Below are 24639 nucleotides of genomic sequence, written 5' to 3' on the forward strand. Positions count from 1 at the left end.
GATGGCGGTTGAACGGATTCAGCGCTGGAATCACACGCTTGGCATTCTTGCGGCGTTACCGGTCGTCCTCGTCGGGTTTTACGTCTTCGTCTACCTGCTCTTTCCACCGCTCTTTGGCGGGTTCTGGGATAGTACGTGTGGGGCGTTTGACACATGGCTCGTCTGCAGTGGCTTCCTGCAACGCGGGTTCACGGCAGGGATGTTGATCGGAATTTCCGCACCAGTCGTCGGTGCGTATCTGGTCAACCGGCAGATGGCGCTGATCGGCGAAGCGCTCGCGCACATGGCCTTCGGCGGCGTCGCGATTGGGCTGTTCGTCGGCGCGGCAGTGCCGAGCATGGATTTCCCCCTACTCTTTGCGCTGATTGCGGCGACCATCGCTGCCCTCTGCATGCAGTACATCGCGGTCAAAACTGACGGCTACGCGGACATTCCGATTGCGATTATGCTGACCGGCGGATTCGCACTCGGCGTCGCCGTCATCTCCTACGGCGTGACCTTCCACGCGACCGTCGAGAGCTACCTCTTCGGAGATATCCTCTTCGTTCCGTTCGAGAACGTCCAGTTGATGGTCGGCCTGACGATGTTGGTGATCGGAACCGTCGCGCTCACGCACAAACAGCTACTGTACATTACGTTCGACCGCGAGGCAGCTCGGCTCGCCCGAATCAATGTCCAGTTCTACGATACGTTGTTGATCGTCTTGACGGCACTCGTCGTGGTCGCTGCGATGCAAATTCTAGGGGCAATCCTCGTCGCCGGCATGCTCGTGATCCCCGTCGCTGCCGCGATGCAGGTCACCGATAGCTTCAATCGCGGGCTCTTGCTCTCAGTACTGTTCGGTCAGGCAGCCGTCTTTGCGGGCATCTTTCTTTCCTATCAGTGGGATATCGCGACCGGCGCGATGATTATTCTCGTCGCAATCGTTCTGTATCTCTGGTCGTTCGACCCCAGGACTGGTGTTATCCTCGGTCTCGCCGGCTTTATTGGCTGGTTCTTGCTCTCGGTCAATATCGTTCTCGCAGGACTCGTCGCCCTCCTCGCAGTGGGTCTGATACTTGCGACTCGAGTGCGATAACTCGATCCTCGAGACCCCGTCACTCTCAACAAGAAACTGATCGACTCGAAAGCTTATAGCCGCGGCTGTGACTACGAGACGCTATGCTCACGTTCATTGGACTCGGCCTCTACGACGAGCGATCCATCACTGTCGAAGGCCGGGATGCGCTTCGAAACGCTGATCGCGCCTACGCCGAGTTCTACACCAGCAAACTCATCGGTACGACACTCGACGACCTCGAGGCCTACCACGGAACCGACATCGAGGTTCGAGACCGTGCCGGCGTCGAACAGGAACCCGAGGAGATGCTCGCAGCCGCCGAAACCGAAGACGTGGCTTTCCTCACAGCCGGGGACACGATGATCTCGACGACGCACGTCGACCTCCGACTCCGGGCGCACGAACGCGGAATCGAGACACATGTGATCCACGGCGTGACCGCCCAAACTGCTACCAGCTCTCTTACTGGATTGCAGAACTATCGGTTTGGAAAGGCAACAACGCTTCCGTTTCCGTACGCCCACGGCGCAGATGGTCTGCCCGCGAGCGTTACCAACACAATCGACGAGAATCGGGCAGACGGCCTTCATACCGTCGTCTACCTCGATATCAAAGCCGCACGCGAGGAGTACATGACCGCCAGTACGGGTGCGGAACTACTTGCCGACGAATACCCCGATCTCGTCGGCGTTGTCGTCGCTCGAGCGGGCAGTCCCGATCCACTCGTCGAAGCCGGGACGATGGCCGAGCTCGCCGACCGTGAGTTCGGCGATCCGCTGCATTTGCTCGTTATCCCCGGCGAATGCCACCTTCTCGAGGCTGACGCGCTCGTCGAACTGGCCGGAGCAGACAGGGACGCGTTGGAAATTGCCTAACTCGAGGACACGCTGTCTGCTGTGCGGGTAGTGTCGATAGGTACTGAATCGGATCGTGTGCAGTTACCAGCCCCTTCTCCAAACATACCAAATTATAAACTATCATTCGAATCTTTCAAATTGGCGTTTATCGAGGTGCACTGAGAGTGAGACATGAACGTGAGAGTAGGAGGGACTCAGCGTTACTCGAGCGATTCAATTGGATCGTGTTGGCCCCAGTCGGGGTCGGCCGCGCCCTCGTTCGGCGCAGCCCAGTGGACGGCGTTTTCGATCACGCGCTGGACTTCCACCTGGTAGTAGATTGGGTACTCCTCGTGGCCGGGGCGGAACGCGAAGATGCGCCCGCGACCGCGGCGATAGCAGAGTCCGGAGCGAAACACTTCGCCGCCTTCGAACCACGAGATGAACACCGTTCGGTCGGGTTCGGGCACGTCGTAGGGCTCGCCGTACATTTCGGTTTCAGGAATCTCAAACGATTCCGGGAGGCCGTCGACGATGGGATGGCCAAAGTCGACCGCCCAGAGGCGTTCGGTTTCGCCGCCGTGGCGATACTTGATGTTACAGGTCGTCCCCAGCAGTCGTTTGAACGGTTTGGAGTTCTTCGCGGAGTGGAGGGGAACAAAGCCCATTCCGTTGTGGACCCGGTCGACAACGCGCGTTGCAACCTCGTCGCTCAGTTCGTGATTCGCACAGTGTGACCACCAGACGAGCACGTCTGTCTCCGCGAGCACATCCTCAGTCAGACCGTGGTCTGGCTCCTGCAAGGTCGCCGTCTGTGTCTCGAAACCAGCCTCCTCGAGGAAGGCAGCGATTGCACCGTGGATGCCGTCGGGGTAGCGCTCGGCGACATCATCGGATTCCTGTTCGTGGACGTTCTCGTTCCAGACCGTCACGCGTGTAGCCATACCTGTTCGGCCGATGGGAACCGTAATCAAACTGGCGGCACGGCCACGCCTCGAGTTGGATGGGCGCTCGAGACACGCGCATGAGTCCCGAACCCCGAATAATTAACACAAAATAGACAGACAGCACGGTGGTTGCTTCTTGCTGTCAAAAATACCGATCAATCAGTCCATGTATAGAAGGAATTAAATACAGCATTGTTGATCGTGATAGTATCGTATGGCAGACAGTGACTCACCAACGGAGAGTGCAGTGGATCGATCAACGACCGACCGAACACGCGTAAGCCGCCGACGGACGCTGGCAGTGCTTGCAGCAGGACTCACGACTGCTGGCGTCGCCACCACCGCGAGTGCGGACAGCCACGAGGCGGATGTCTGGTCCGACGGCGGAACCTGGTATGCCGAAGCGCATGGTTCAGAAGTGTACAGCGGCAGCGACTACATCACGGCAATCCAGGCCGCGGTCGACGGGCTCACTACCGGTCGCCAGTCGAAAGAGACGGTCATCGTCTGGGACTCGGGAACCGCGAACCTTGGCGGGGGAACCGGCGTCGAACTCCCAAGTGACACCGTACTCGACATCCGCGGGACGATGACGGTCTCCGGGTCGGGCGGCGTCCCCATCTACGCTGACTCGGTCGACTCAATCGAGATTCCCACCTACTCACTCGAGGGCAGCCCCGATATGGGCGTCCAGATCCAGCGTGCGAGCGACGTGCACTTTGGAACCGTGACGATGCACATCGACTCCGGACTGGGCATTCGAATCGACAACGCCTACGAGACCGGCAACGCGGTGACGACCGAAGATGTGACCATCGACTCCGCGACGATTACGGGGTCGGGCTCACACGCCGTCGAAACCTACGGCGTCCACGATATCGACATCGGAACGGTCGAAACGGAAGATACCGGCGGCTGTGGCGTCCTGTTGAACGACACGAGCAGCGCCAGCGTCGACCTCGTCGATGCCGTCCGCGCGGACGAGGGCGGCGGCTACGCCGGCTTTCGCTGTGCAAACGATGCCGGGCCGAACATCCACGTCAGCGAGGTTCGCGCGAGCAACTGCGGGCGCGGCGTCTTCACCGTCTCGGGCAGCCACGGCATTACAATCGATCACGTCGATATCGACGCCTGTGGCTCGAACCTGATTCAGGACTCGAGAAATGTCCAGATCAACGGCGGATCGATCACGAACAATGCGGGCGAGGGCGTTCGTATCGACTCACGCAGCGAGGACAGCCATCACCACACGCGTGATGTGACGGTCCAGTACGTCGACATCCACGGCAACGACTACGGCGTCCTCGAGACCGGCCCTGATACCGAGGAAAACGCGATTCTCGACAACGACTTCTGCGATAACGGGACAGATATCGAAACCTACGCCGGCAGTACGACAGTCAGCGGCAACACCTACTGTGGCGACGGCGGGGGCGGTAGCGGCGGTGACAGACCCATCTCGAGTGGTACCTATCGAATCACGAACGTCAACAGCGGCAATCTCCTCGAGGTTGCAGACGCCGAGACGGAAGAAGGTGCAAACGTACAGCAGTGGAGCGACACCGGTTGTTCCTGCCAGCACTGGCACGTCAGCGAGGAAGGAGATGGCATCTACACCCTCGAGAACGCAAACAGCGGGCATTTACTCGATGTTGATGCACTCGGGACCGACGAGGGCGATACGCTGATTCAGTGGCCGGATACGGGCGGCGACAACCAGCGATTCGTCATCGAGGACGTTGGCGGTAGCGAGTATCGACTCGAGAACGCAAACAGCGGGCTGGTCGTCGATGTCTACGGTGGCCGAACCGATGACGGCGACGACGTTATCCAGTGGTCTTGGAGCGACGACGCCAACCAGCGCTGGACGTTCGAGGAAGTGTAGAGTCGCACCGGCCACTCCCGAACGAGGCCGTTCCGTCGACACGACGTGCCACACAGCACAAAAGGTAAGTAGATGTATTACAGATTTCGAGACAACCACATGAAGTTCGGGATTTTCCCAATCGAAGGCGGAGACCGATGGACGGGCGTTGTCGAGCAGTGTCAGCTCGCCGAAGACGTTGGCTTCGAGACCTGCTGGGTCAACGACCACCAGGCGACCGAGGGCGACAACTACTGGCCCTCGCCGCTGACGCGCCTGACCAGTATCGCCGAAGGCACGGAGGACCTCGAGTTGGTGACCTCCGTTCTCATCCTGCCGCTGTATCATCCGCTGCACGTCGCCCAGCGCGCGGCGATGCTCGATAACATCTCTGACGGCCGGCTCACGCTCGGTGTCGGACTGGGCTACGTCGAAGAGGAGTTCGAGGCGTTCGACGTACCGATGGACGAACGCGCCGGGCGGATGATCGAGGGACTGCGATTCATCGACGAGTTCTTCCGCAGTGATGAACCGATCACGTTCGAGTGTCCGTTCTTCTCGGTCGAAGACTGGGAGCCGCTGCCGAAGACGGTACAGGACCCGCGTCCACCGCTGTGGATCGGTGGCTGGGGCGACAAACAGATCGCTCGCTCGGTGAAGTTCTCCGACGCGTGGGTGCCGGGCGTCGTTGCCGACCTCGGCATCGTCGAAGACCGCAAGGAACTCCAGCAAGAGCGTATCGAAGACAGCGATCAAGAGTGGGACGAGATCGCTCACCCGCTGATGCGCGAAGCCGTCATCGCCGAGACCGAAGAAGAAGTCATGGAGCGCAAGCAGTACCTCCACGAAACGTACGTCTCGGAGTACGGCGGCGAGTTCTCGCACCCGCTGATGAACGCCGACAGCGTCGAAAACTTCGAAGAGTTGGCCGACGACCGCTTCATATACGGCACGCCGGACCAGATCATCGAACAGATCGAAGCCATGCAAGAGCGGTTCCCACTGACGGAACTGACGCTTCGCTTCCACCACTCCGGCATGCCCGCCGACCTGGTCGAAGACCAGATCCGACTGTTCGGTGAGGAAGTCATCCCGGCTTTCGAGTAAGTCTGGACCGTTTTTTAGACTGCATTTTGCAGCAATCATCCGTTCACAGCGGATACTCCTCGAGAGCCATCTCGTAACTGCATTGTTGCTGATCTCTGCGGACGAGCGGTGGATTCATTTTGATGCCCTTCGATGGGAGCGTATGGAAATCGCAACAGTGAGCGGCTACGCTCTCTCGTCACCAATCGACCCGGTACAGGACCGACCGTTCCATGGCGGTACGCGCCGTCTGCACAAACGCGATGTCGTCCTCGTCGTCGTCGAAACGCGCGATGGCACCCGCGGATTCGCAACCGCCGGAGCCAGTAGTTCCGCGATGCGTGAGTACTTCGAAGGCGACTCACAGGGAACGTTCGCCGATGTCGTCAACGACACTGTCGCCGACGCACTCGAGGGCGAGACACTCGAGGAAATCGCCGATGCAGCGACTCACATCCGGGCAACTTCGTTGCCTGCGCATCTCCAGATCGAGGCGATTTCGGCAATCGATGTTGCGCTCTATGACATCCGCGGGAAGGAACTCGGTGCGCCCATCTACGAACTGCTCGCCGCGGAGAACGACGGCTGGGAGCCGACAACGGAGATTCCACTCTATGCGAGCGCGGGCATGTACATGGAACCCGAGGGGTACGCCGAGCAGGCCGCAGTCATCGAGGACGCGGGCTTTTTCGGCTACAAGTACCGCCCCGGGATCGGCCCCGACGGCGACCGCCAAACCGTCGACTTACTCGCTGAAACGCTCTCGGAGACGGAGTTCATGCTCGATGTCCACACCTGGTGGAAACTCGGCGAAGCCTACGGCGAGGACGTCGTGACCGAACTGGTCGAGCACGCTGCGGATTCGGGTGCGTACTGGATCGAAGAGCCTGTCGAGCCGACCGACCGCGAAGGGTATTGTCGGCTCGCCGAAACCGGCGCGCCACTCGCTGGCGGCGAGAGTGAAGAGACGCCTACATCGCTCGTCGAACTCGGTGAAACCGGCTCGGTCACGTTCTTGCAGGGCGACGTGCGCCATCACGAGGGCTTTACTGGCTGTCTCCCAGCAATCGAATCCTGCCGCGGCCGCGACGTGGAGTTCGTCCCGCACAACTTCGGCACCTGGCTCGGCCTCATCGCCAACGCCCACCTCGTCGCCGCCGCGCCGGAGGTCCGACTGCTCGAGTATCCAGTCTTCGAAAACGATCCGCTCATCGATGCGGAGCCAGATCCGGGCATGTATCCGTTCGAACTCGCGTTCGACATCTTCGAGGGTGAGCCTGCAGTCGATGACGGGCAGTTGACCGTCCCTGACGGGCCGGGGCTCGGGTTTGAGGTTGATCTCGACGTTCTCGAGGAGTATCCCTTCATCGAGGGACCGTGGACTGAGTTCCAGTACGACGAATAACACCGAGGACTACTCGAGCAGCCGCTCGAGGTCGTCGTCGAGTTGCTGATAGAGCGCTTCGGCGCGACGTTCGTCCGCGTCCGACAGGGGCTGAATCGGCTCGCGCACGTTGCCCCCGTTGAGCCCGGCGAGTTCGAGTGCTTTTTTGACTGCAGAGACGCTTATTGCGCCGGAAATTGCGTTGTCCTGCCCCGTTTCCTCGCGGAATTGCTGGTACGGCAGGCAGGCGTTTCGAAGTTCGCGGGCGCGTTCCCAGTCGCCACTCGAGAGTGCGTCGAAGAGTGCGAGGCCGACTTCGGGGCGGAAGTTACTGACACCAGCGGAGAAGCCTTCGACGCCCTCTGCCCAGAAGGAGACGGCGTAGGGTTCGGCGAGACCGTCGACCCAGACGACGTCGTCCGCACCGGCGGCGACGCCAGCACCGAGTTTGATTGGATCCGGCAGGGCGTACTTGATGCCGACGACGCCATCAATCCGGGTGAGATCGCCAAGATACTCGACGGATGGCTCGAAGCCGCGGACGTAGGGAACGAGCGGCGTCTCAGTCGCCGCATCGAGCTTTCGATAGTATTCGAGGAGGCCGCGCTCGTGGATGTAGGTGTGATCCGGCGGCATGATCATCATCGCGTCGACGCCGATCTCGTCGTAGCGCTCGATCAACTCGATTGCGTTGGCTGTACTACCGCCGACGCCGGCAAGGACGCAGGCGTCGTCCGGAAGCGCGTCGACGCTCGTTTCTGCAACCGCGACGCGTTCGTCCTGCGAAAGCGAGTGATACTCACTAATGTTCGCCGTGGCGAGAAACGTCTCGATACCGGCACTCGAGAGGGTATCTGCGTTCTCGCGGATGTCCTCGTGGATGATCCGGCCCTCGTCGTCGAACGGTGTCAGCAGTCCAACGGCGACTCCGCGGAGATGCTCCCGTACGTCGTCAGCGGCAACTGTCATACGAGGCTGGTGACCGCGAATTACATTAAACCCATCGACGCTCTCGTCGGCGTTCAGGCCGGAAACGGGCATTATCTCCCCTCGAGCACAAGCTATATTGGAGCCGCGTCCGGCCGTCTATGCATGGAAATCACTGCCATCGAACCGATTCCGATCAGTCACACCCTGCCGGACGGTGAGGGCGTTGGTGACGCCCGAAGCTTCGGTCACGACCGGGCGACGACACTGGTGCGACTCGAGACTGACACCGGCCTCGAGGGCTGGGGCGAGGCGTTTGCGCCGGGCCGAATCGTCGAAGCGACGGTCGCAGAGTTGTTCGCCGAGGACGTACTCGGGATGGACCCGTTCGCCGTCGAATCGCTCGCTATTGACTCCTATACGAACCCGTATCACTTCGGTGGCGACGTCTTCGTCCAGAGCGTCGTCAGCGCTATCGACGTCGCCTGCTGGGACATTATCGGCAAATCGCTCGAGCGCCCGATCCATCGAATTCTTGGGGGTACTGAACGCGAGACGCTCGTTCCCTACGCCTCAACGATGTACTTCACCGAGCAAGAACGCCCCCTCGAAGAGCCGATTCAGGCGGCCGTCGACGAGGGCTTCACCGCCGCAAAAATCAAGATCGGCGCAAACACCGAAACCGACGTTGAACGTGTGCGAACCGCTCGAGAGATTCTCGGAGATGAGGGCCGACTCATGGTCGATATGAACGGCAACTATCGCCCGCATCAGGCAATCGAGACGGCACAGGCAATCGCCGAGTACGATATCGACTGGATCGAAGAGCCGGTCCCGCCGGAAAACGACAGCGGCTATCAGGACGTGAAAGCAGCTATCGACATTCCGATTGCTGCCGGTGAAGCCCACTACGGCCGGTTCGCGTTCAAGAAACTCATCGACAATCGTGCCGTCGATATCGTCCAGCCAAACCTCGGTCGCTGTGGCGGACTCTCGGAGGCCCGGCTTATCGCCGGCATGGCGACCACCGAAAACGTCGCCGTCAGGCCCCACATCTGGAACAGCGCCGTCGGCATGGCCGCTGCAATCCAGTTTGCCGCAAGCGTCGCCGACTACCCTCACACGCGCAACATCCCCGAACCGATGCTGATCGAGTTCGACCGCAGCGAGAACCCTCTCAGAGATGACCTCCTCGAGTCGCCGTTTGATCCATCCGGCGGCGAACTCGCGGTGCCCCAAGAGCCTGGACTCGGGGTTTCAATCGACGAGGACGCCCTCGAGCGCTATCGCAGCGACGAGTAACACCACTGTTTTTCGAGCAATTCAGGATCAATCATCCGGTATTGCCGAACAAGTGGGCTGACAGGGGAGGGGCAGCCAAAAATCCAATATATAGCCTCGAGACGGCCACATTCTACTATAAAACAGAATAGCCACACAAGGAATTACGCGGGTACGCCTGTAACAGATGTGAGATCATGACCGAGTCTCACAGCGGATGTGAAGTCACAAATCCGACCATACCGGACGCAGTGAGCGAGTTGTTCACACACCATTGCTACCGCTCGAGGTCGCTAATCGATGCTGACCTCGAGTCGAGTGTGTCCGCACGAAAAATGTGGGTCGCTTTTGGCCTACGCTGGCGGTTCGTCCCACTCCTCGCCGTTATCCTGCGGTGTGTAGCCGATGAGCGAGCGCGCGTGTTCGATCGAGTACCAGCGTCGGTCGTTATCGCTGACACCGTGGAAAATCTCGAACCCATCGATATCGGCCTGCAGACAACAGTCGATCTGGTGGGCGAAATCCCGCCGAGACTGCCACATCGCTTTCATTCGGGCCACGTTTCGGTCGTACTCGGCGCTGCCGTGTTCGAACTCGCCGTTGTCAGCCTTCTCTTCGGCATCACCGTACGGATGATCGTACGCCGCTGCATTGACCGTGCAGATCCGTAGTGCGAAAAAGCGCTCGAGTTCGGAGTCGTTCTCGACGTACTGGCGGCCGAGATTTTCGCCCAACGCCTTCGTCGTCCCGTAGTACGAGTCGGGGCGGACAGGGTCAGTTCGCTCGAGGGCGATTCCGTGCCCTGGTTGATAGATTTCCGGTGCGTGTTCCTCTTCGTACATCCCCATGACGTGATTCGTCGACCCGAAGATTACTGTCTCGATACCGGCGTCATCGGCCGCCTCGAGCACGTTGTGCATGCCCTCGATGTTCGGATCGTGTACCTGCTCCCAGGTCCCGTCTGTCTCGGGATACGCGGCGAGATGGATGACGGCGTCCTGTTCGTCGAATGCGGGTCGAATAGCGTCGTAGTCGCTTACGTCCGCAAGAACGGTGTCGTAGCCGCCGTATGGGTGATCGTCGTCACGATCCGACCGATTCAGGTAGGTGAAGTCGTAGTCGTCGCGGTCATGAAGGTGGTCGATAATCGCGGTCCCACACCGACCGTACGCGCCGGTGACCAGTACGTTCATACCGCTAGCAGGGCGCGTGATCGATATAAACGCTTGGGAGCAACCTCAGCGCAGCCGATACACTTCGTCCATCCAGCCGCCATCCTCGCTTGGCTCGAGGATGCCGTCCATCACCTCGTCCCAGTCAGCCTGGGCCTCACTCTCGTTCATGACGGTCTTGAGCGCATTGGGGTCCTCGAGTTCCAGAAAGCCAAAGACATGGCCGTCTCGCTCGAAAACAGAGTAGGTCTCGATGCCAGCGTCCGACTCGAGGTAGGCCTCCTCGAGTGCGTCGTGGACGTTTTCGTGGGTCTCGCGGTATGCATCGCGCTGTCCGTCGATAATCTCCAGGTGGAACGCAATTCGCTCCATACGAATCAGTTCGGTTAGATGACTATAGCCGTTTGGGTCGACGAAGACGCGAATGGGCTATTCGAGGTCCACCGAGACTCGCTCACCCGTCCGAGCCGACTCGTAGGCGGCATCGAGCAGCGCAGTCACCCGCACGACATCGTCGACGGTCGCTGGCGGCTCGGTTCCCGTTTCGATGGCCTCGACGAACGCCTCGACCTTGCCGGTCGCGTTCTCGTGATCGAGTTCGCGCGCCGACTCGTCGTCGGCGTCGATTGCCGTCAGCGTCGCTCGCCCCCAGTCGCGTCTGTCTACCTCGAGTGCGCCGTCGTCGTCCCAGATCCGAATGCGCTCGCGGGCGGCCGGGGCGGTCGCCGTATCGCTCATCGACGCGAGCGTGCCGTTGTCGAATCGGATCGAGAGCACGGATTCCTGGTCGATCTCCTCTGCGTCGTCGTAGAACGTCATCTCGGCGCCGACGGAGTCCGGTGTCAAGCCAGTCATCCAGACAATCGACTCGAGGACGTGCGTGCCAACGCTAAAGAGGTGGCCGCGCCCGCCCACGTCGGGGTCAGTCCGCCAGTTCGTGCCGGATTCGAAGTGCTCCGACCAGTCCTGGGTGAGTTCGCCCGTGATGAACGTCGGCTCGGCGTCGCCGTCGCTCCAGCGCTCGTAACACTGGATAAACGCCGGATCGAGGTGGCGCTGGTAGCCCGCCATCAGCACCTGTGAGCTGTCCTCGAACAGTCCCGCGATATCGCGAGCCTCCTCGAGGTCGACGACGACCGGCTTCTCACAGAGGACGTGCAGTCCGCGGTCGAACGCCTCTCGGATCTGTCCGTGATGGAACGCGGGTGGCGTTGCGATGATGACCGCATCGAGGTCGTGGTTGTCGTACAGCGCCGTTTCGTCGGTGTAACAGGCGTCCTCCTCGACGCCGAACTCCTCGACGGCCGTCTCGAGATTGTCCTCGGTGACGTCGACGACGCCCTCGAGTGTGGCGTTCGGGTGCTCGAGCAGTTGCCGTCCGAGCAGTTGACCAAAGCCGCCGAGTCCCACAATTGCGGTCCGAATCATGGCTCGAACAACAGACACTCGGCAGTTAGGTGTTTCCCTTCCGGCACCAGCGGAGCCCTGAGAGCGCCACATCGCCCGTGAGTGGGACATCCTCGGTGACTCGAGTGATTGTATACGTCTTCGTCATCGCTCGAGGATAGATTTCGCCGGCACCGAGATAAATCGCCGTGGTCCGTCCGTTCACCTGTCGCGTCCCGATCCGTCCATTGTCTCGCAGCGCAGTGTCACAAGAGCTATGCGTGCGTTAGGTGTTATGAGTTAGCATGACGACGAACGTCGACCTTCTCGAGTGCGACTCGCTCGAGATTACCGATGTCTGGGCGGGCACACCTGCAGCCGTCGACTGTTATACCCACGGCGACCAGCAGTTCGTTGCGTTCTACGACGCCGAGCGACGGCTGACTGTCGGCAGCCGCGGGCTCGACTCGAGGGAGTGGACGCTCGTTCGCCTACCTGAGTACCGCCAAATCCAGTGGGACGCACACAACTCGATTGTCCTCGCGGTCGACAGCGCCGGACACCTCCACGTCAGCGGAAACATGCACGTCCATCCGCTGAAGTACTATCGGACGACTGAGCCACTCGATATCGAGACGCTCGAGCGCGTCGACGAGATGGTCGGCACGGACGAACAACAGGTGACGTATCCGCAGTTTCTCTCCGGCCCGAACGACGAACTCGTCTTTACATACCGCGACGGCTACAGCGGCGGCGGAAACTGGCTGTACAACATCTACGATGAGTCCACACGGGAGTGGGAGCGACTGCACGATGCGCCGCTTACGTACGGCGGCGACGCGATGAACGCCTACCCGCACGGTCCGATCGTCGGCCCCGACGGCACCTACCACGTCTGCTGGGTCTGGCGCGATCACGGCGGTGCACAGACGAATCACGACCTCTGTTACGCCCGCAGCCCCGATCTGCGCGAGTGGGAGACGAGCCAGGGCGAGCCACTCGAGGTGCCGATGGATAGCAACTCGAGCGACCTCGTCGACCCCGTCCCTCCCTACGGCGGGATGATCAACAACAACACGAAAATCGGCTTCGACACGCAGAATCGAGTGATCATCAGCTACCACAAGTTCGACCACGAGGGCAACACGCAACTCTACAGCGCCCGCGCGGAGGCCGACGGCTGGACAATCTATCAGACGACCGACTGGGACTATCGCTGGGCGTTCGGCGGCGGTGGCACGATCCCCTTCGAAATCGAGTTCGGCCCTGTCAAGCGCGAGGATGGCCGACTCGTCCAGACCTACGACCACGTCGAGTACGGCACCGGTAAGTGGGTGCTCGAGGAAGATGCCCTCACGCCGCTCGAGTGGTTCTCACCGTGGCACACCTACCCAGACTCGCTCCGGACAGTCCGCAGCGACTACCCCGGCATGCAGGTCAATTGGGCTGCCGACAGTGGTGAGTCTCCCGGCGAGACGCAGTACGCGCTTCGCTGGGAGACGCTCGAGGCGAACCGCGATCGAGCCCGCGAGGACGAACCGCCGGCGACAACGCTGACGCTCCACGAGTTCGAATCCCACTAACGCCCTGTCAACAATTGCGCGAAACCGCATTTCGATCGCTTGCATCACCTCGTTTCTCCGCCTCTCCGCTTATCGATCACAACGAAGAGGTTCAGTTCCGTTCGAGTCGAGAATCGTGACAGGGTCCATCGCCTCGAGACGGGGTGGCTCCGCCCATTGATCGTCGCCGTCGGGACTGGCCGCAGTCGCCACCGTCACCAGCCAGTGAACGCCGGGGCCGTGCTCGCCGACGAGCGTCGGGACGACCGTTCGCGGATGACAGACATTGGTGTTCGGCTCCTGTCTGATCGCCTCGCCTGCTCTGTCGCTGCGGAGATCTCGAACGCCACTCGAGCCGCCGGGCGTCCGGCACCACGCGCTCTCGTCGTCCGTTCGGTTCTCGTGGCGTGCTGGGCTGTCTGCCTCGCCTTTCGGGAGCGCGAAGCCACCTTCGGCGCTTTTGAGTGGGCGTTCGGTCTCGAGGCGATGCACTCGGACGTGCCAGGGCGTTGCGGCTGCGAGCCACGTTTCAACGGATACATCGCCCCAGGGCGACCAGCGCGAGTAGAGAACGCCGCTTTCAACCACTGTCTCGTCGATCTCCTCTCGAATCCGATAGTTGCGGCCATCCTCACTCAGCGCGAGCGCACTATCGTGGCCTGCTCCCTCGAGGCCCGGCCGTCGGCCCCGCACGCCGAACCCGAACGCGCTCGAGTAGGCGAACTTTGTGTACTTCTCGCGGTATTGGGTCGACTGACCGGCGGCGAGTGCGTAGTGGTGATCCGCGCTCCGGTCGCGACAGATGAGGAGTTTGGGTTCGGGCTGGACGGTCTGTTCGGGTAATTTCGGCAATGGCTCCGGTTCGGCCTGCCAGAAGGGATGGCCTGCCTCGAGTGCGAGCGGGAGGAAGGCCTTGAGCGCCCAGTAGGGCGAACTCGGCGAGTTGTAGGGTTCGCTTATCTTGGTCGTCGGATAGCGGTAGCCAACCGAGAGGACGCCGCCGTCAGTAAACATTGGCTGGTCGGCCCACCACTGCAGATTGCGCAGCCACAGGCCTTTGAGTTCGCCCCAGGGAAGCGCCTCGCAGTCGGCGAATGCGAGCGCGCCCCAGAACGCCGACTGAGCGAACCGGTAGGTTAGGCTGCGCCCGTAGGGAAGGCCCGCCCCGTCCTCGCGGAACCAGTGGCGAAACTGCGGTACAAAGTCGGTTGCGCGCTCGCGGAATCGCTCGGCTCGGTCACTGTCGCGGTCGTCCGCCAGCGTCGCGTAAATAAGCCCGTAGGTGTGCATCGCCCACGGAATGTAGTAATCGCGCGCACTCTCTGCTGGCGGCCCATCGGCGTACCAGCCGTCCTCGGTGGCAAAGGACTCGAGTCGGTCGAGCGTTGCTCGAGACAGCTCGCGGTCGTACGCCTCACCGACGTTCTCGAGGCCAAGGTGGACCAGCACGCGAAAGAACAACCAGTTGCAGTCGTGCAGGTCCGCATCATCAATTTGCTGGAGATACGTCGCGACTCGCTCCTGGGTCGCTGGCTCGAGTGGCTCCCAGATCCGCTCGGGTGCAACTGCGAGTGCAAATCCGATTGCCGCTGTCTCGACGTGTTTTTGTGAATAGTCATCCGCAGGACCCCAGTACTCCGGATGGTCGGGATTCGTCCCGTTTCGGAGTCCCGCTCGAAACCAGTCCCAGCCATCGTACTCGTCCTCGCTGGTCGTACTCGAGGACCCTGCGGCGAGTGGAGCAAGCCCCCACAACGGCCGTGCAAAGCCCTCGAGGTCGGCCGAAATGTCTGGAAACCAGGCTCCCGCTGCGCTCGGTTTCAGGCGGGCTCCGCCGGGGCTACGATGGGCCTCGAGCGGATCGACCAGTTGGCTGACTGCACGCGCGATATCCTCGCGGGTTTGCAGTGGATTGTCAGCGAACGCGTTCATAGTGGCTGCTCTCGAGAACGTGAATTGCGTGTTGTGCTGTCACACTCGAGTGTGAGCCGATACGTCCCCGAGCAGATTCCGACAGACACTCCCTCATCGAATCGAACGGCAGCAACGCCCTCGAGGTCAGCGGTCGCTGCCGTGTCGTCGTCAGAGATGGCCGTTCCGTTCACTGTCACGGCATCGCCAGCGACCGGCAGCGTCACGGTCGCTGTCGCGTTCCATGGCACCGTCACCTCGAGGTCGAACGCCTCACCCTCGCGGCTCCAGTCGACGGCGACGGTGCCGCGTTCCGTCGGGACGGTTCCGCTGGCAGACTCGAGGCCCGACTCCGGCGGCTGGATCTCGAGGTGCGAGCCTTCGCGGCCCACGAGGCGAACGCCAAGCAACGCACGCTGGATGCTGACGAGTACGGGCGCGCCCATTGCGTGGGATTCGCTGCGATTGCGCCGCTCGCTGGTCGGCAACTCGGGGTCGCGACAGTGCCACGTTTCCCAGGTGAACGTCCCATCCTGTGCAAGGATGTTCGCCCAGCCGTCGTCCTCGGAGTTCGTGATGAGGTCGACCAACGCGTCGACCCGGCCACTTGTCTCGAGTGCGCGACAGAGCCATGGGACCATCATCGGCCCCATGCGCATTCCCATGTCGGCGATGTGGTCGGCAACGCTCTCTTCTGCATACGCAGGGACAATCCCAGCCGCGAGCGCGAACGCGTTGGCGTGCTGAGAGTGGTGGTCGCTTGCCGACTCGGCATTGCAGCCGTCGACGAACAGTCCGCCGTCGAAAAGATGGTCTCGAATCGCGGCCTCGAGTGCGTCCTGGCGCTCTCGATAGGCCTCGATCTCTTCTGGAGGTCGCTCGAGCGCCTCGGCGATAGCTGCGGCTTTCGCGAACGCGTTCGCGCCGAGGATGTTGACAGTCGTCCGAGCGAGCCAATCGCGGTCATAACCGTAGCGCATCTCCGGTGGCCAGTCGACGATACCCTCCTCGTAGGGGCCGCCAACACCGCCCGAGAGGTTCGTGATGAGTCCAGTCTCCTCGTCGACGTGGTCTGTAATGTACTCTATCACGGCCTCGACGACAGGGTAGGCCGTCTCGAGAATCGCGTCGTCGCCCGAGTCGCGGTAGTACTGCCAGACCCACTCGGGGAATGCTTCGGTGAAATCGGGGATGTCGCGCTTGCCGTCGCCGTTCGGGTAGACCGCGTTCAGCCTGCCCTCCTCCTCCCAATAGCGATAGTGTGAGCGGACGAATTCCTGTATTGCCTGTCGACTCATCGCGCGTTCGCCAAACGCGCGTCTCGAGACCGCAGAAATATTTAGTGCGTCCATGAGGAACTGGCCCTTCTCGCGGGTCGGCGTGTCGATGAACTGCTCTTGGGTACCGTACAGCGCCGAATGCCGAGCGAGTTCGAACACCGCGTCGACCGTCTCGTTTGACGACTCGAACGTGCCCGCGTGCGTGCCTGGGACGTCATTGTGTAACCCGCGGAGACAGACCTGCTCGAGACCGATGTCCTCGCCGGGAGCCTCGATCTGCAGGTAGCGCACGCCCAGATAGTTGAACGGCTGGAACGTACACGCGCCGTCGCGCTGGATATACTCGTAGCCCATATCAGTCCACTGGGCTCCGTCGTTTTCGTGGACTGTGCCGTCCTCGCGTCGGAGATACGCCGCCCGAATCTCGACGCGGTGGCCCGCGGTTCCCTCGGCGAACTCGATGGTTGGCAATCCAGTGTAGACTTTCCCGAAGTCGACGACGTAGGTGTCGTCATCGACCTGTTCAATCGACTCTGGCTCGAGCCGCCGGTCGACGACCGCCCGGTTCTGTGCGATGAGTCGCTCCCAGGGCTCGGTGGGGTGGTCGCCGATGACGCCAGCCGCCTCCCAGTTGGCGTCGTCGAAGCCGGGTTCATCCCAGCCGATGGGGACCTCGCGGCCGTCGATAATCTCGAGTGTCTCGCCGATTTCGTCGTTTCGAAGCGGCGCGTCCTCGTCCCACTCGGCCTCGCGAAGCCGCCACTCCTCGTCCGTGCTGATCGTTCGCTCGCTGCCGTCGGCGAGTTCGATCTCGAGTTGGCAGATAACTCCCGGTTCGGCAGTTGGGCGACCCTGTCCCTCGCCGTGCCATGTAACGAGCGCGCCAAGAGCGTTTGTGCCCGCCTCGAGCATCTCGGTGAGGTCGACGGTCTTGTAATAGTGATAGTCGGGATAGGAAAATGACTGCCCGCGGTCGACGCGCTCGCCGTTGACCGAGAGTTCGTACTGATGGCAGGCAGCGACGTAGGCGCGCGCTCGTTCGATTTCGACATCCTCGGGAAGGTCGAACTCGCGGCGGGCGTACGTGAACTGCCCGCGGTCGAACTCTGCGACGGTGTCGGCCTCGAGTTCCTCGGCGCGGCGAATCCAGTTCGCCTCCCAGTCGCCATCCTTGAGCAGCCCCATGCCCCACATCGCAGGTTCGCTCCAGTCACTCGCCTCTTCACCGTCCCAGACCCGAACCGCCCAGTAGTAGTCCGTATCGGCCTCGAGCGGCGGGCCATCGTAGGTGACCGACGGCCGGGAGCTTTCGCGTCTGCCCGTATCCCAGACTTCGGCGTCGTCGACGGTTACTCGATCCGGACTCGAGGCGACGAGCACGCGATAGGCCGTCTGTTGTGCTCCGCGCCGGTCGGTGTCAACGCGCCAGCGCAGGGTCGGCGTTCGCTCGTCGATGCCGAGCGGGTTCCGGACGTACTCGGTTCTACACTCCGTTGGGTGCATCCGCGTCATCTGGTATGGGGTTGTGAGCCAACCAAGTAATAGGTGCCGGGATTGTCGACTCGCAGCCGCCTCGCCACAAACCATTAAGCGAGAGCGCGCGAGACCAATTCGCATGAATAACCGACGAGCACGCGTTTCGATTGACGACTATCTCGAGTCCGATGCGGAGCTGGCGACTGATGCGGTCCAGACAGCCATCGACACCTGCGCAGATGCGGGCGGCGGCACTGTTGTCGTCCCCAGCGGCGAGTACGAAATTGGGACGATTGACCTTCGAAGCGATATCACGCTCTCGCTCGAGCCCGGGGCAACGGTGTATGCGGCCCGCGATCGTGACGCCTACGCGGGCGAGTACGGGCCTGACGGCGAGCGCCCGTTCATCCGCGGCGACGGCGTCGAAAACGTCACGATCACGGGCAGAGGGACGGTCGACGGTCGAGGGACCTGGTTTCATGAGATGGATGAGCCACTGCGGGGCCACTCAGGCGAGAGCGACGGCCACCCGCTGATCTCGAACGCACCCCATGAGGCCCGACAGGGCGAGGACTACCTCGATCCCGAACGCGGCACGGATGAATGGCCCCGCGCCAAGTCCGACTTTCGCCCAGGGCCGATGTTCTTCTTCGAGGACGCGACTAACGTCCGCCTCGAGACCGTAAGCCTCCGAGATATGCCTGGCTGGACGATTAGCCTCCACGACTGTAAGGAGGCGGATATCCACGGGTTGGACATCGACAACCACATGCAGATTCCGAACTGCGACGGCATCTCGATTATGGACTCACGGAACGTCCACGTCTCGGACTGTTCGATCCGCTCGTGTGATGACTCGATCACCATCGGATCGCGGCCGGACGGCGAAGGGCCAACGGCTGGCATTACGGTCATGAACTGCACGCTTTCCTCGGCTGCCTGTGCGATCAAATTCGGCTCGGAGACCCATGGCCCGATTCGGGACTGCCTCTTCGAGAACTGCGTGATTCGAGCCTCGAATCGCGGTCTCGGCATCCAGCACCGTGATTCGGGCGACCTCGAGAACGTGCTCTTTTCGAATATCGTCCTCGAGACAGGGTTGCTCCCCGGGCCGTGGTGGGGGAAAGCCGAACCGATCTACGTGACCTCGGTCCCGCGCGACGAGGAAACTGATCTGGGGCGTGTACGCAACATCCGCTTTTCGAACATTGTTGCCCGAAGCGAAAACGGTGCGCTCGTCTACGCACATGACGAGGCCGACGTGGCGAACGTCACGCTCGAGAACGTCCGCCTCGAGATTTCGGACAGTCCACACGCCGATCGCGTCGGCGGCAATATCGACCTCCAGCCGACAGCGGTACAAGCGCCGATTGCCGAACGCGACATCGCTGGCATCGACTGTGGGGGCGTGGCTGAGCTAACTCTGCGTGAGATCGACCTCGAGTGGGGAGCCGAACTGCCCGACTACTACGCAAACGGGCTCCGGTGTACCGACGTTTCAGGCCTCGAGATCGATGGCTTCGCCGGGCGGCAGGCCCACATTGAGACGGACACAGCGGCAATTGCACTCGAGGGCGTTCAGCAGGTGTCGATCAGGAACTCACGGGCGACAGCCGGAACCGAGACGTTCTGCTCGCTCGTCGAGACGGCTGACGAACGGCTATTTGCGGGCAACGATCTTGCTGTAGCCGAGACTGTAATCGACGACGAGGCACACGACTTTACCGAGCACGGGAACGTTCGACCAGTTTCGTGATCGGGTAGTTGGTCCGCAGTATCACGTGTCAGTGAGACCGCCATCACGGTTGTGTCCCACCCGCAATAACTCATACACCAACCACAGACTCTCTCTTTGCTCTCGTCAGATATCGCGTCGGGCTCGAACTCCGAAGCGTGATCTGCACAGCCGATCAAGAACATAAGCAAAGAGAACAGTTAATAGCATAAACTATTTATAAAATAATGATGAATGAGTGGTTGATGGTAGCAGATAACAATGGGAATGGTGACTGGCTAACCCGTCGAATGGCTCTCAAAAGTGGAGCCATTGGGGGTGCAGCGATGCTCGCAGGGTGTATGGGTGGTGGTGACGATGGGAACGGAAACGGTGATGGCGGTCCGTCTGGCGAACTCGTTCAGGAGCGAGTTGAGAAGTCCTTTACCAAGTCGCTCCACCGGGGAACCTACGGGATGGACAACGCGTCGTGGAATCCGTTCGATCCGTCGAACGAGATGGCAGATTTCGATCCACCGGGGTTAATTTACGATCCCCCACTCGTCCACTATCAGAGCCACGATACGTTCCAGGGTGTTATTGCGAATAATTGGGAAGACGAGGATGATTCCATCCTAGTCGAGCTCAACGACAACTGGACGTGGCACGATGGCGATTCGGTAACAGTCCATGACTGGATAACAGATCTCGACATCTGGTTTGCAATCTCGGAGATTACATCACCAGACGATAATCCGAGTACGTACATCGGCGACTACGAAGCAGTGGATGACTATACGATTCGATTCCACCTCCGGGATGACTTTACAATGGAATCCGTGCTGATCAACGAGATTGCAAACGGACCTCTGATCATCAAAGAGGACGTTGGCTCGCCCTCGTTCGGCGAGTGGCGCGACGACCTCGTTGATGTTGACCCCGAAAGCGATGAGGCGACCGAACTGGTCTCTGACTTTCAGGAGTGGTCACCAGAAATCGACGAGGTTGTCGGGAACGGCCCGTTTGAGCTAGTAGAAGTGACGGATACGTCCTTTGTCACAGAAGTGTACGACGACCACCCGAACGCGGACAACATCTACTTCGAGGAGTACGTTATCGAACACCACGAAGATCAGGTGCTCGCGTTCATGGAGGGAGCAGTCGACGCAATTGGGTTGAACCTCCCTGACTCCCCAGACGTCATGGAGCAACTGCCAGACCACCACGAAATCAATCGCGATTTCGACCACCTCTGGTCGATCCTCTTTAACTTCGGCGACTACAGCTGGTCCGACTCGCCGGCCAGCGATCCGACGAACCAGCCGATTACGGCCGACGAAAACGTTCGGAAAGCCATCGCCTACGCACTTGATCGCGACCAAATCGCAACGTCAGTCCCGTCGGAGTACGAACTGTACGAACTGCCACCAACGTTCCTCAACCAGACCGCAGTCGATGAGGGACTCGTCGATATCGACGGTTACGACAACTACGATACCGACCTCGAGCGAGCAACGGAGCTGATGGAAGAAGCTGGCTACGAGTTAGACGACGACATGTGGTACGACGAGGACGGCGAGCCAGCCGAACTCGAGTTGCTTGCCCAGTCGGGGACCAGCGTGCAGGTTGACGCCCTCGACTCCGTGCAGTACCAGCTCAACGAGTTTGGTTTCGATGCAAATCTCAACGCAGTTGATGAGGCGACGTACGGTGAGAGTCGCTTCAACGGTGATCACGACCTTCTCTTTGATAACCATCCCGTGTTCTCGATCATGGGCATGACGTTCGTTGACTTCGTCTGGGACTGGTTCAGCCAACTGAATCATATCGACTACGGAGACGAGGAGTGGGAGGTTTCGGACGAAATCGGCAACCCCGATGCCAGTGGCACAATGTCCATCAACGTTCTGGACGAAATCGAACAACTTCATCTCACTGGCGACGACGAATACGTACAGCGCCTGACCTGGTGGTACAACCAGGCGCTACCGATGTACGGGATCGTCATCGCGGGTGACTACGGTGCGATTCAGGCAGACGAATGGCACGTCGATGGTCCTGACGAACTGCTCGATAACCGTGTCGCTGAATTCAACCTAACGAAGATTCCAGACGGCGAACTGATCCCGTACAAAGAGTAATTTACTTGTCGTCCCCGATTTTTGCACTCTGTCGGCCCGAAAAACTCGACGCCACCGCATCGTGTGTATCAGCGATAGCCACTGTAGACATCTTTCAGCGATAATCATTAGCTATAAATAGAGCTTCGTGGATGCACGACTATGGCAGGAGATGACTTGTCAGACGGCAGTGACACACACGGGCACACAGACAGCGGGCTGACGCGGCGCATGGCGCTCAGTCTGCTTGGCGTCGGGGCAGTCGGTACCGCGATGGCGGGAGTCGGGGCTGCCGGTGACGGCCCTGCAAACAGTGGCGGCGGTCGGGACGGACGCCCGTGGAACCAGGATATCGACGCACAGGGCCACAGCTTACAGAATCTGGGCGCACTCGAGGTCGATCATATGTATACGGCCGCACGCGATGCGGACGTGATCGTCTGGAAAGATACGGAGGGCGTTTTCCACGCGGATAACCACGAGGAAACAGTTGCAAGCGGCGAGGATGTTCTCGAGGTGACGCAGGCCGCGGTCGATAGCCTCACCGACGGCCGCGACTGGATGGAGAAGGTCGCAGTCGTCTCGCCGAGTACGGTCGGCCCTGCCGATGTCGACGACTCGCTGGACGATTACGAGTATTCGGACGACGTCGCAGGAATCGAACTTCCAAGTTACACAGTACTTGATATCCCGGCACCGATGCGTATCGAGGAAACGGGTGACCAGACGTTCGTTGATCCGATCAAAGCGGCCGACGCTGAGCACATCGAAATCCCCAACCTTCGCCTCGTCGGTAACCCGCGGTTTGGTATGTTCCTTCGGAGCGTGCGCAACGTTCGGCTTGGAAACATTCATATCGAGATGACTGATGACGAACCCCGTGGCAACATCGGCGTGCGAATTGATGGCTTCGCATATGGGCGGGATGAAGACGATGTCATCCGCTGTACAGACATTCAGGTCGACAACGTCTACGTCGAGAATTCGGGCGGTCACGCTTTCGAAACCTACGCTGTCGACCGCATTCAGATCGGAAAGGTCCTCGTCAATGGGACAGAAGCCGGTGCTGGTGTCCTGCTCAACGAGACCACCGACGCAACGGTCGATGCGGTCGGTTGCAAGGACATCGATCCCGGCGGGGGCTACGCCGGATTCCGCGTCGCCAACGATACCCACGACGTCACCTGCGATCAGGTCGTTGTCCGCGGCGGCGCGCGCGGTATCTTCGGTGTCTCCGATTCACACAACGTCACCATCGGCGAGGTCAACATCTCCGAGATGGACGTGAGCGGAATCTTCATCGAGGACAATCAGAACGTGGCGATCAATGGCGGTGTCGTGAAGAACTGTGACGGCGAGGCCGTCCGCATCCACTCTCGGCCAGACTTCGGCCACGACCCGACGGAGGGTGTCACGATCACGAACCTCCGCACCTACGACGACCGCGACGAGGACGACCGCGAGCAGTCCCACGGGATCCACATCTCCGGCGAACAGACGTCTAACGTCCGAATCATCAACTGTGACGTCCGTGGCGGTGGGAGCGGCGAGAACGAGAACATCCGTGTCGACGACGACGTTTCCGAGACCGTACTCGTGAACAACCATGGTGGCGGTCTCGAGACGGGAACCGTCACACTCGAGGGCGGCGCGGATCCCGCAGCGGTCGTCGAAGGTGTCAGTCCGTTTGGTACTCAACGGCCGTCGCTGCGCGCCGATCCCGTCGAAGATGGCGGGACGACGTTCGCCTACGACCAGTACTTCGTTTGGAACGGAGAGAGCGACGCGTGGGATCTCCACCTCGAGTGGAAACACGATCCAGGAGAGAACGTCGACATCCAGTACGTCGTCGACAGTCCGCGCGCCCACCTCGGTGCGCTGTTCGACGAGGAAGACGATGAAGACGACGATGATGGGGAAGAGTTCGATCACAATACAGATCCCGGAATCGTTGACTCGTTCGAATCCGGTGATATCGACGTATACGAGGGCGTGACAGACTCTTACGAGGTGACCGATGAGGACCCGGTTGCACATGGCGACTACAGCTTGAAAGGCGATGGCGTCAGTGCCGGGGATACGATTATTTCGATGGATGGACTCGATCGGTATCCGGCGGCCGGAACGACCTTCTCAGCGAAGATTGGGTACACCGAAGCGAGTCCTGTTATGGGCCTCGCGTTCGGTGCGCAGGATCTCGGCGAGTTCTACTTCGCGCGGGTCTACAACCCTGACGACGATGCCAGGCTTCAGCTCTGGTCGCCGAGTGCCGAGATTGGCAGTGCCGATATTGAGGCGCTCGAGCCGGGCGTCTTCTACGAACTCGTCATCGAGTGGGGCGACAACGAGGAGTTTGACATTACGCTCACTGACCCCGACGGTGAGGAACTCGCCTCGTTCACTGCAGCCGATAATGCCGGTTACACCGGCGGTGGTGTCGGTACTCGTAGTTCGGCACTGCTCGACGAGATTCGCATTCTCGAGAGCAACGAGGAATAGCGAGCAGATGCAGATCCTCGAGCGAACCCTTGTTCGTTCGAGGAAACCACCGAGAAGGTCCGTTCATAGAACGCTGGCGTCATCGACGGCGAGGATGTCTTCGATGAGATGGGTGACAAAGCCGCCGAACAGAA

The 24639-nt window shown here is 60.6% G+C and carries 18 protein-coding genes; 10 read left to right on the forward strand and 8 right to left on the reverse strand.

What is annotated here, in order from left to right; all coding sequences use genetic code 11:
- Position 1: 1 nt before the first annotated feature.
- Positions 2–1078 carry a metal ABC transporter permease gene (locus tag G6M89_RS01670; RefSeq protein ID WP_165160063.1) on the forward strand — a complete coding sequence of 359 codons (1077 nt, stop codon included), beginning with the start codon at positions 2–4 and terminating at the stop codon, positions 1076–1078.
- 83 nt (positions 1079–1161) lie between these two features.
- Complete coding sequence (dph5, locus tag G6M89_RS01675; RefSeq protein WP_165160064.1) at positions 1162–1935, forward strand: diphthine synthase; 774 nt, start codon at positions 1162–1164, stop codon at positions 1933–1935.
- A 182-nt stretch (positions 1936–2117) separates the two neighbouring features.
- On the opposite strand, the gene G6M89_RS01680 is transcribed toward dph5, so the two are convergent.
- Entirely contained in the window at positions 2118–2840 is a 723-nt protein-coding gene (locus G6M89_RS01680; protein ID WP_165160065.1) for a ThuA domain-containing protein, read from the reverse strand.
- 217 nt (positions 2841–3057) lie between these two features.
- Here G6M89_RS01680 and G6M89_RS01685 point away from each other — a divergent pair, with 217 nt between their 5' ends.
- The 3 genes from G6M89_RS01685 to G6M89_RS01695 all read left to right on the forward strand — a co-directional run bounded on the left by G6M89_RS01685 (position 3058) and on the right by G6M89_RS01695 (position 7198).
- Complete coding sequence (locus G6M89_RS01685; RefSeq protein WP_165160066.1) at positions 3058–4728, forward strand: RICIN domain-containing protein; 1671 nt, start codon at positions 3058–3060, stop codon at positions 4726–4728.
- Between the two features lie 99 nt (positions 4729–4827).
- Entirely contained in the window at positions 4828–5814 is a 987-nt protein-coding gene (locus G6M89_RS01690; RefSeq protein ID WP_165160067.1) for an LLM class flavin-dependent oxidoreductase, read from the forward strand.
- 142 nt (positions 5815–5956) lie between these two features.
- On the forward strand, positions 5957–7198 hold the full coding sequence (locus G6M89_RS01695) for a mandelate racemase/muconate lactonizing enzyme family protein (RefSeq protein ID WP_165160068.1): 1242 nt from the start codon (positions 5957–5959) through the stop codon (positions 7196–7198).
- A 9-nt stretch (positions 7199–7207) separates the two neighbouring features.
- Here G6M89_RS01695 and G6M89_RS01700 read toward each other — a convergent pair whose 3' ends face one another.
- Complete coding sequence (locus tag G6M89_RS01700) at positions 7208–8146, reverse strand: dihydrodipicolinate synthase family protein (RefSeq protein ID WP_165160509.1); 939 nt, start codon at positions 8144–8146, stop codon at positions 7208–7210.
- Positions 8147–8269: 123 nt separating this feature from the next.
- Here G6M89_RS01700 and G6M89_RS01705 point away from each other — a divergent pair, with 123 nt between their 5' ends.
- A complete protein-coding gene (locus G6M89_RS01705; RefSeq protein ID WP_165160069.1) occupies positions 8270–9406 on the forward strand; it encodes a mandelate racemase/muconate lactonizing enzyme family protein in 1137 nt (378 codons plus the stop codon).
- Positions 9407–9738: 332 nt separating this feature from the next.
- Here G6M89_RS01705 and G6M89_RS01710 read toward each other — a convergent pair whose 3' ends face one another.
- Genes G6M89_RS01710 through G6M89_RS01725 form a run of 4 tightly spaced genes read right to left on the reverse strand, consistent with a single transcriptional unit; the run spans position 9739 to position 12169 of the window.
- Positions 9739–10578: an NAD(P)-dependent oxidoreductase gene (locus G6M89_RS01710; protein WP_165160070.1), complete on the reverse strand. Its 840-nt coding sequence runs from the start codon at positions 10576–10578 to the stop codon at positions 9739–9741.
- 45 nt (positions 10579–10623) lie between these two features.
- Complete coding sequence (locus G6M89_RS01715; protein ID WP_165160071.1) at positions 10624–10929, reverse strand: L-rhamnose mutarotase; 306 nt, start codon at positions 10927–10929, stop codon at positions 10624–10626.
- Between the two features lie 57 nt (positions 10930–10986).
- Positions 10987–11985, reverse strand: a complete 999-nt coding sequence (locus tag G6M89_RS01720; RefSeq protein ID WP_165160072.1) for a Gfo/Idh/MocA family protein — start codon at positions 11983–11985, stop codon at positions 10987–10989.
- Positions 11986–12010: 25 nt separating this feature from the next.
- Positions 12011–12169: a hypothetical protein gene (locus G6M89_RS01725; protein WP_165160073.1), complete on the reverse strand. Its 159-nt coding sequence runs from the start codon at positions 12167–12169 to the stop codon at positions 12011–12013.
- 79 nt (positions 12170–12248) lie between these two features.
- On the opposite strand from G6M89_RS01725, the gene G6M89_RS01730 reads away from it, so the two are divergent.
- Complete coding sequence (locus G6M89_RS01730; RefSeq protein ID WP_165160074.1) at positions 12249–13526, forward strand: BNR repeat-containing protein; 1278 nt, start codon at positions 12249–12251, stop codon at positions 13524–13526.
- A 69-nt stretch (positions 13527–13595) separates the two neighbouring features.
- Here G6M89_RS01730 and G6M89_RS01735 read toward each other — a convergent pair whose 3' ends face one another.
- Together G6M89_RS01735 and G6M89_RS01740 are read right to left on the reverse strand one after the other, a co-directional pair.
- Entirely contained in the window at positions 13596–15437 is a 1842-nt protein-coding gene (locus G6M89_RS01735) for a DUF2264 domain-containing protein (protein WP_165160075.1), read from the reverse strand.
- On the reverse strand, positions 15434–18208 hold the full coding sequence (locus tag G6M89_RS01740) for a family 78 glycoside hydrolase catalytic domain (RefSeq protein ID WP_165160076.1): 2775 nt from the start codon (positions 18206–18208) through the stop codon (positions 15434–15436). The genes G6M89_RS01735 and G6M89_RS01740 overlap by 4 nt, the downstream gene beginning before the upstream one ends.
- A gap of 103 nt (positions 18209–18311) precedes the next feature.
- Between G6M89_RS01740 and G6M89_RS01745 the strand changes: the two genes are divergently transcribed.
- The 3 genes from G6M89_RS01745 to G6M89_RS01755 all read left to right on the forward strand — a co-directional run bounded on the left by G6M89_RS01745 (position 18312) and on the right by G6M89_RS01755 (position 24505).
- Positions 18312–19928 (forward strand): glycoside hydrolase family 28 protein, encoded by a 1617-nt coding sequence (locus tag G6M89_RS01745; RefSeq protein ID WP_165160077.1) that lies wholly within the window; start codon positions 18312–18314, stop codon positions 19926–19928.
- Positions 19929–20152: 224 nt separating this feature from the next.
- On the forward strand, positions 20153–22027 hold the full coding sequence (locus G6M89_RS01750; RefSeq protein WP_165160078.1) for an ABC transporter substrate-binding protein: 1875 nt from the start codon (positions 20153–20155) through the stop codon (positions 22025–22027).
- A 141-nt stretch (positions 22028–22168) separates the two neighbouring features.
- A complete protein-coding gene (locus tag G6M89_RS01755; RefSeq protein ID WP_241175185.1) occupies positions 22169–24505 on the forward strand; it encodes a right-handed parallel beta-helix repeat-containing protein in 2337 nt (778 codons plus the stop codon).
- The last annotated feature ends 134 nt before the right edge of the window (positions 24506–24639 follow it).

Source organism: Natronolimnobius sp. AArcel1 (assembly GCF_011043775.1).
Classification (GTDB): domain Archaea; phylum Halobacteriota; class Halobacteria; order Halobacteriales; family Natrialbaceae; genus Natronolimnobius.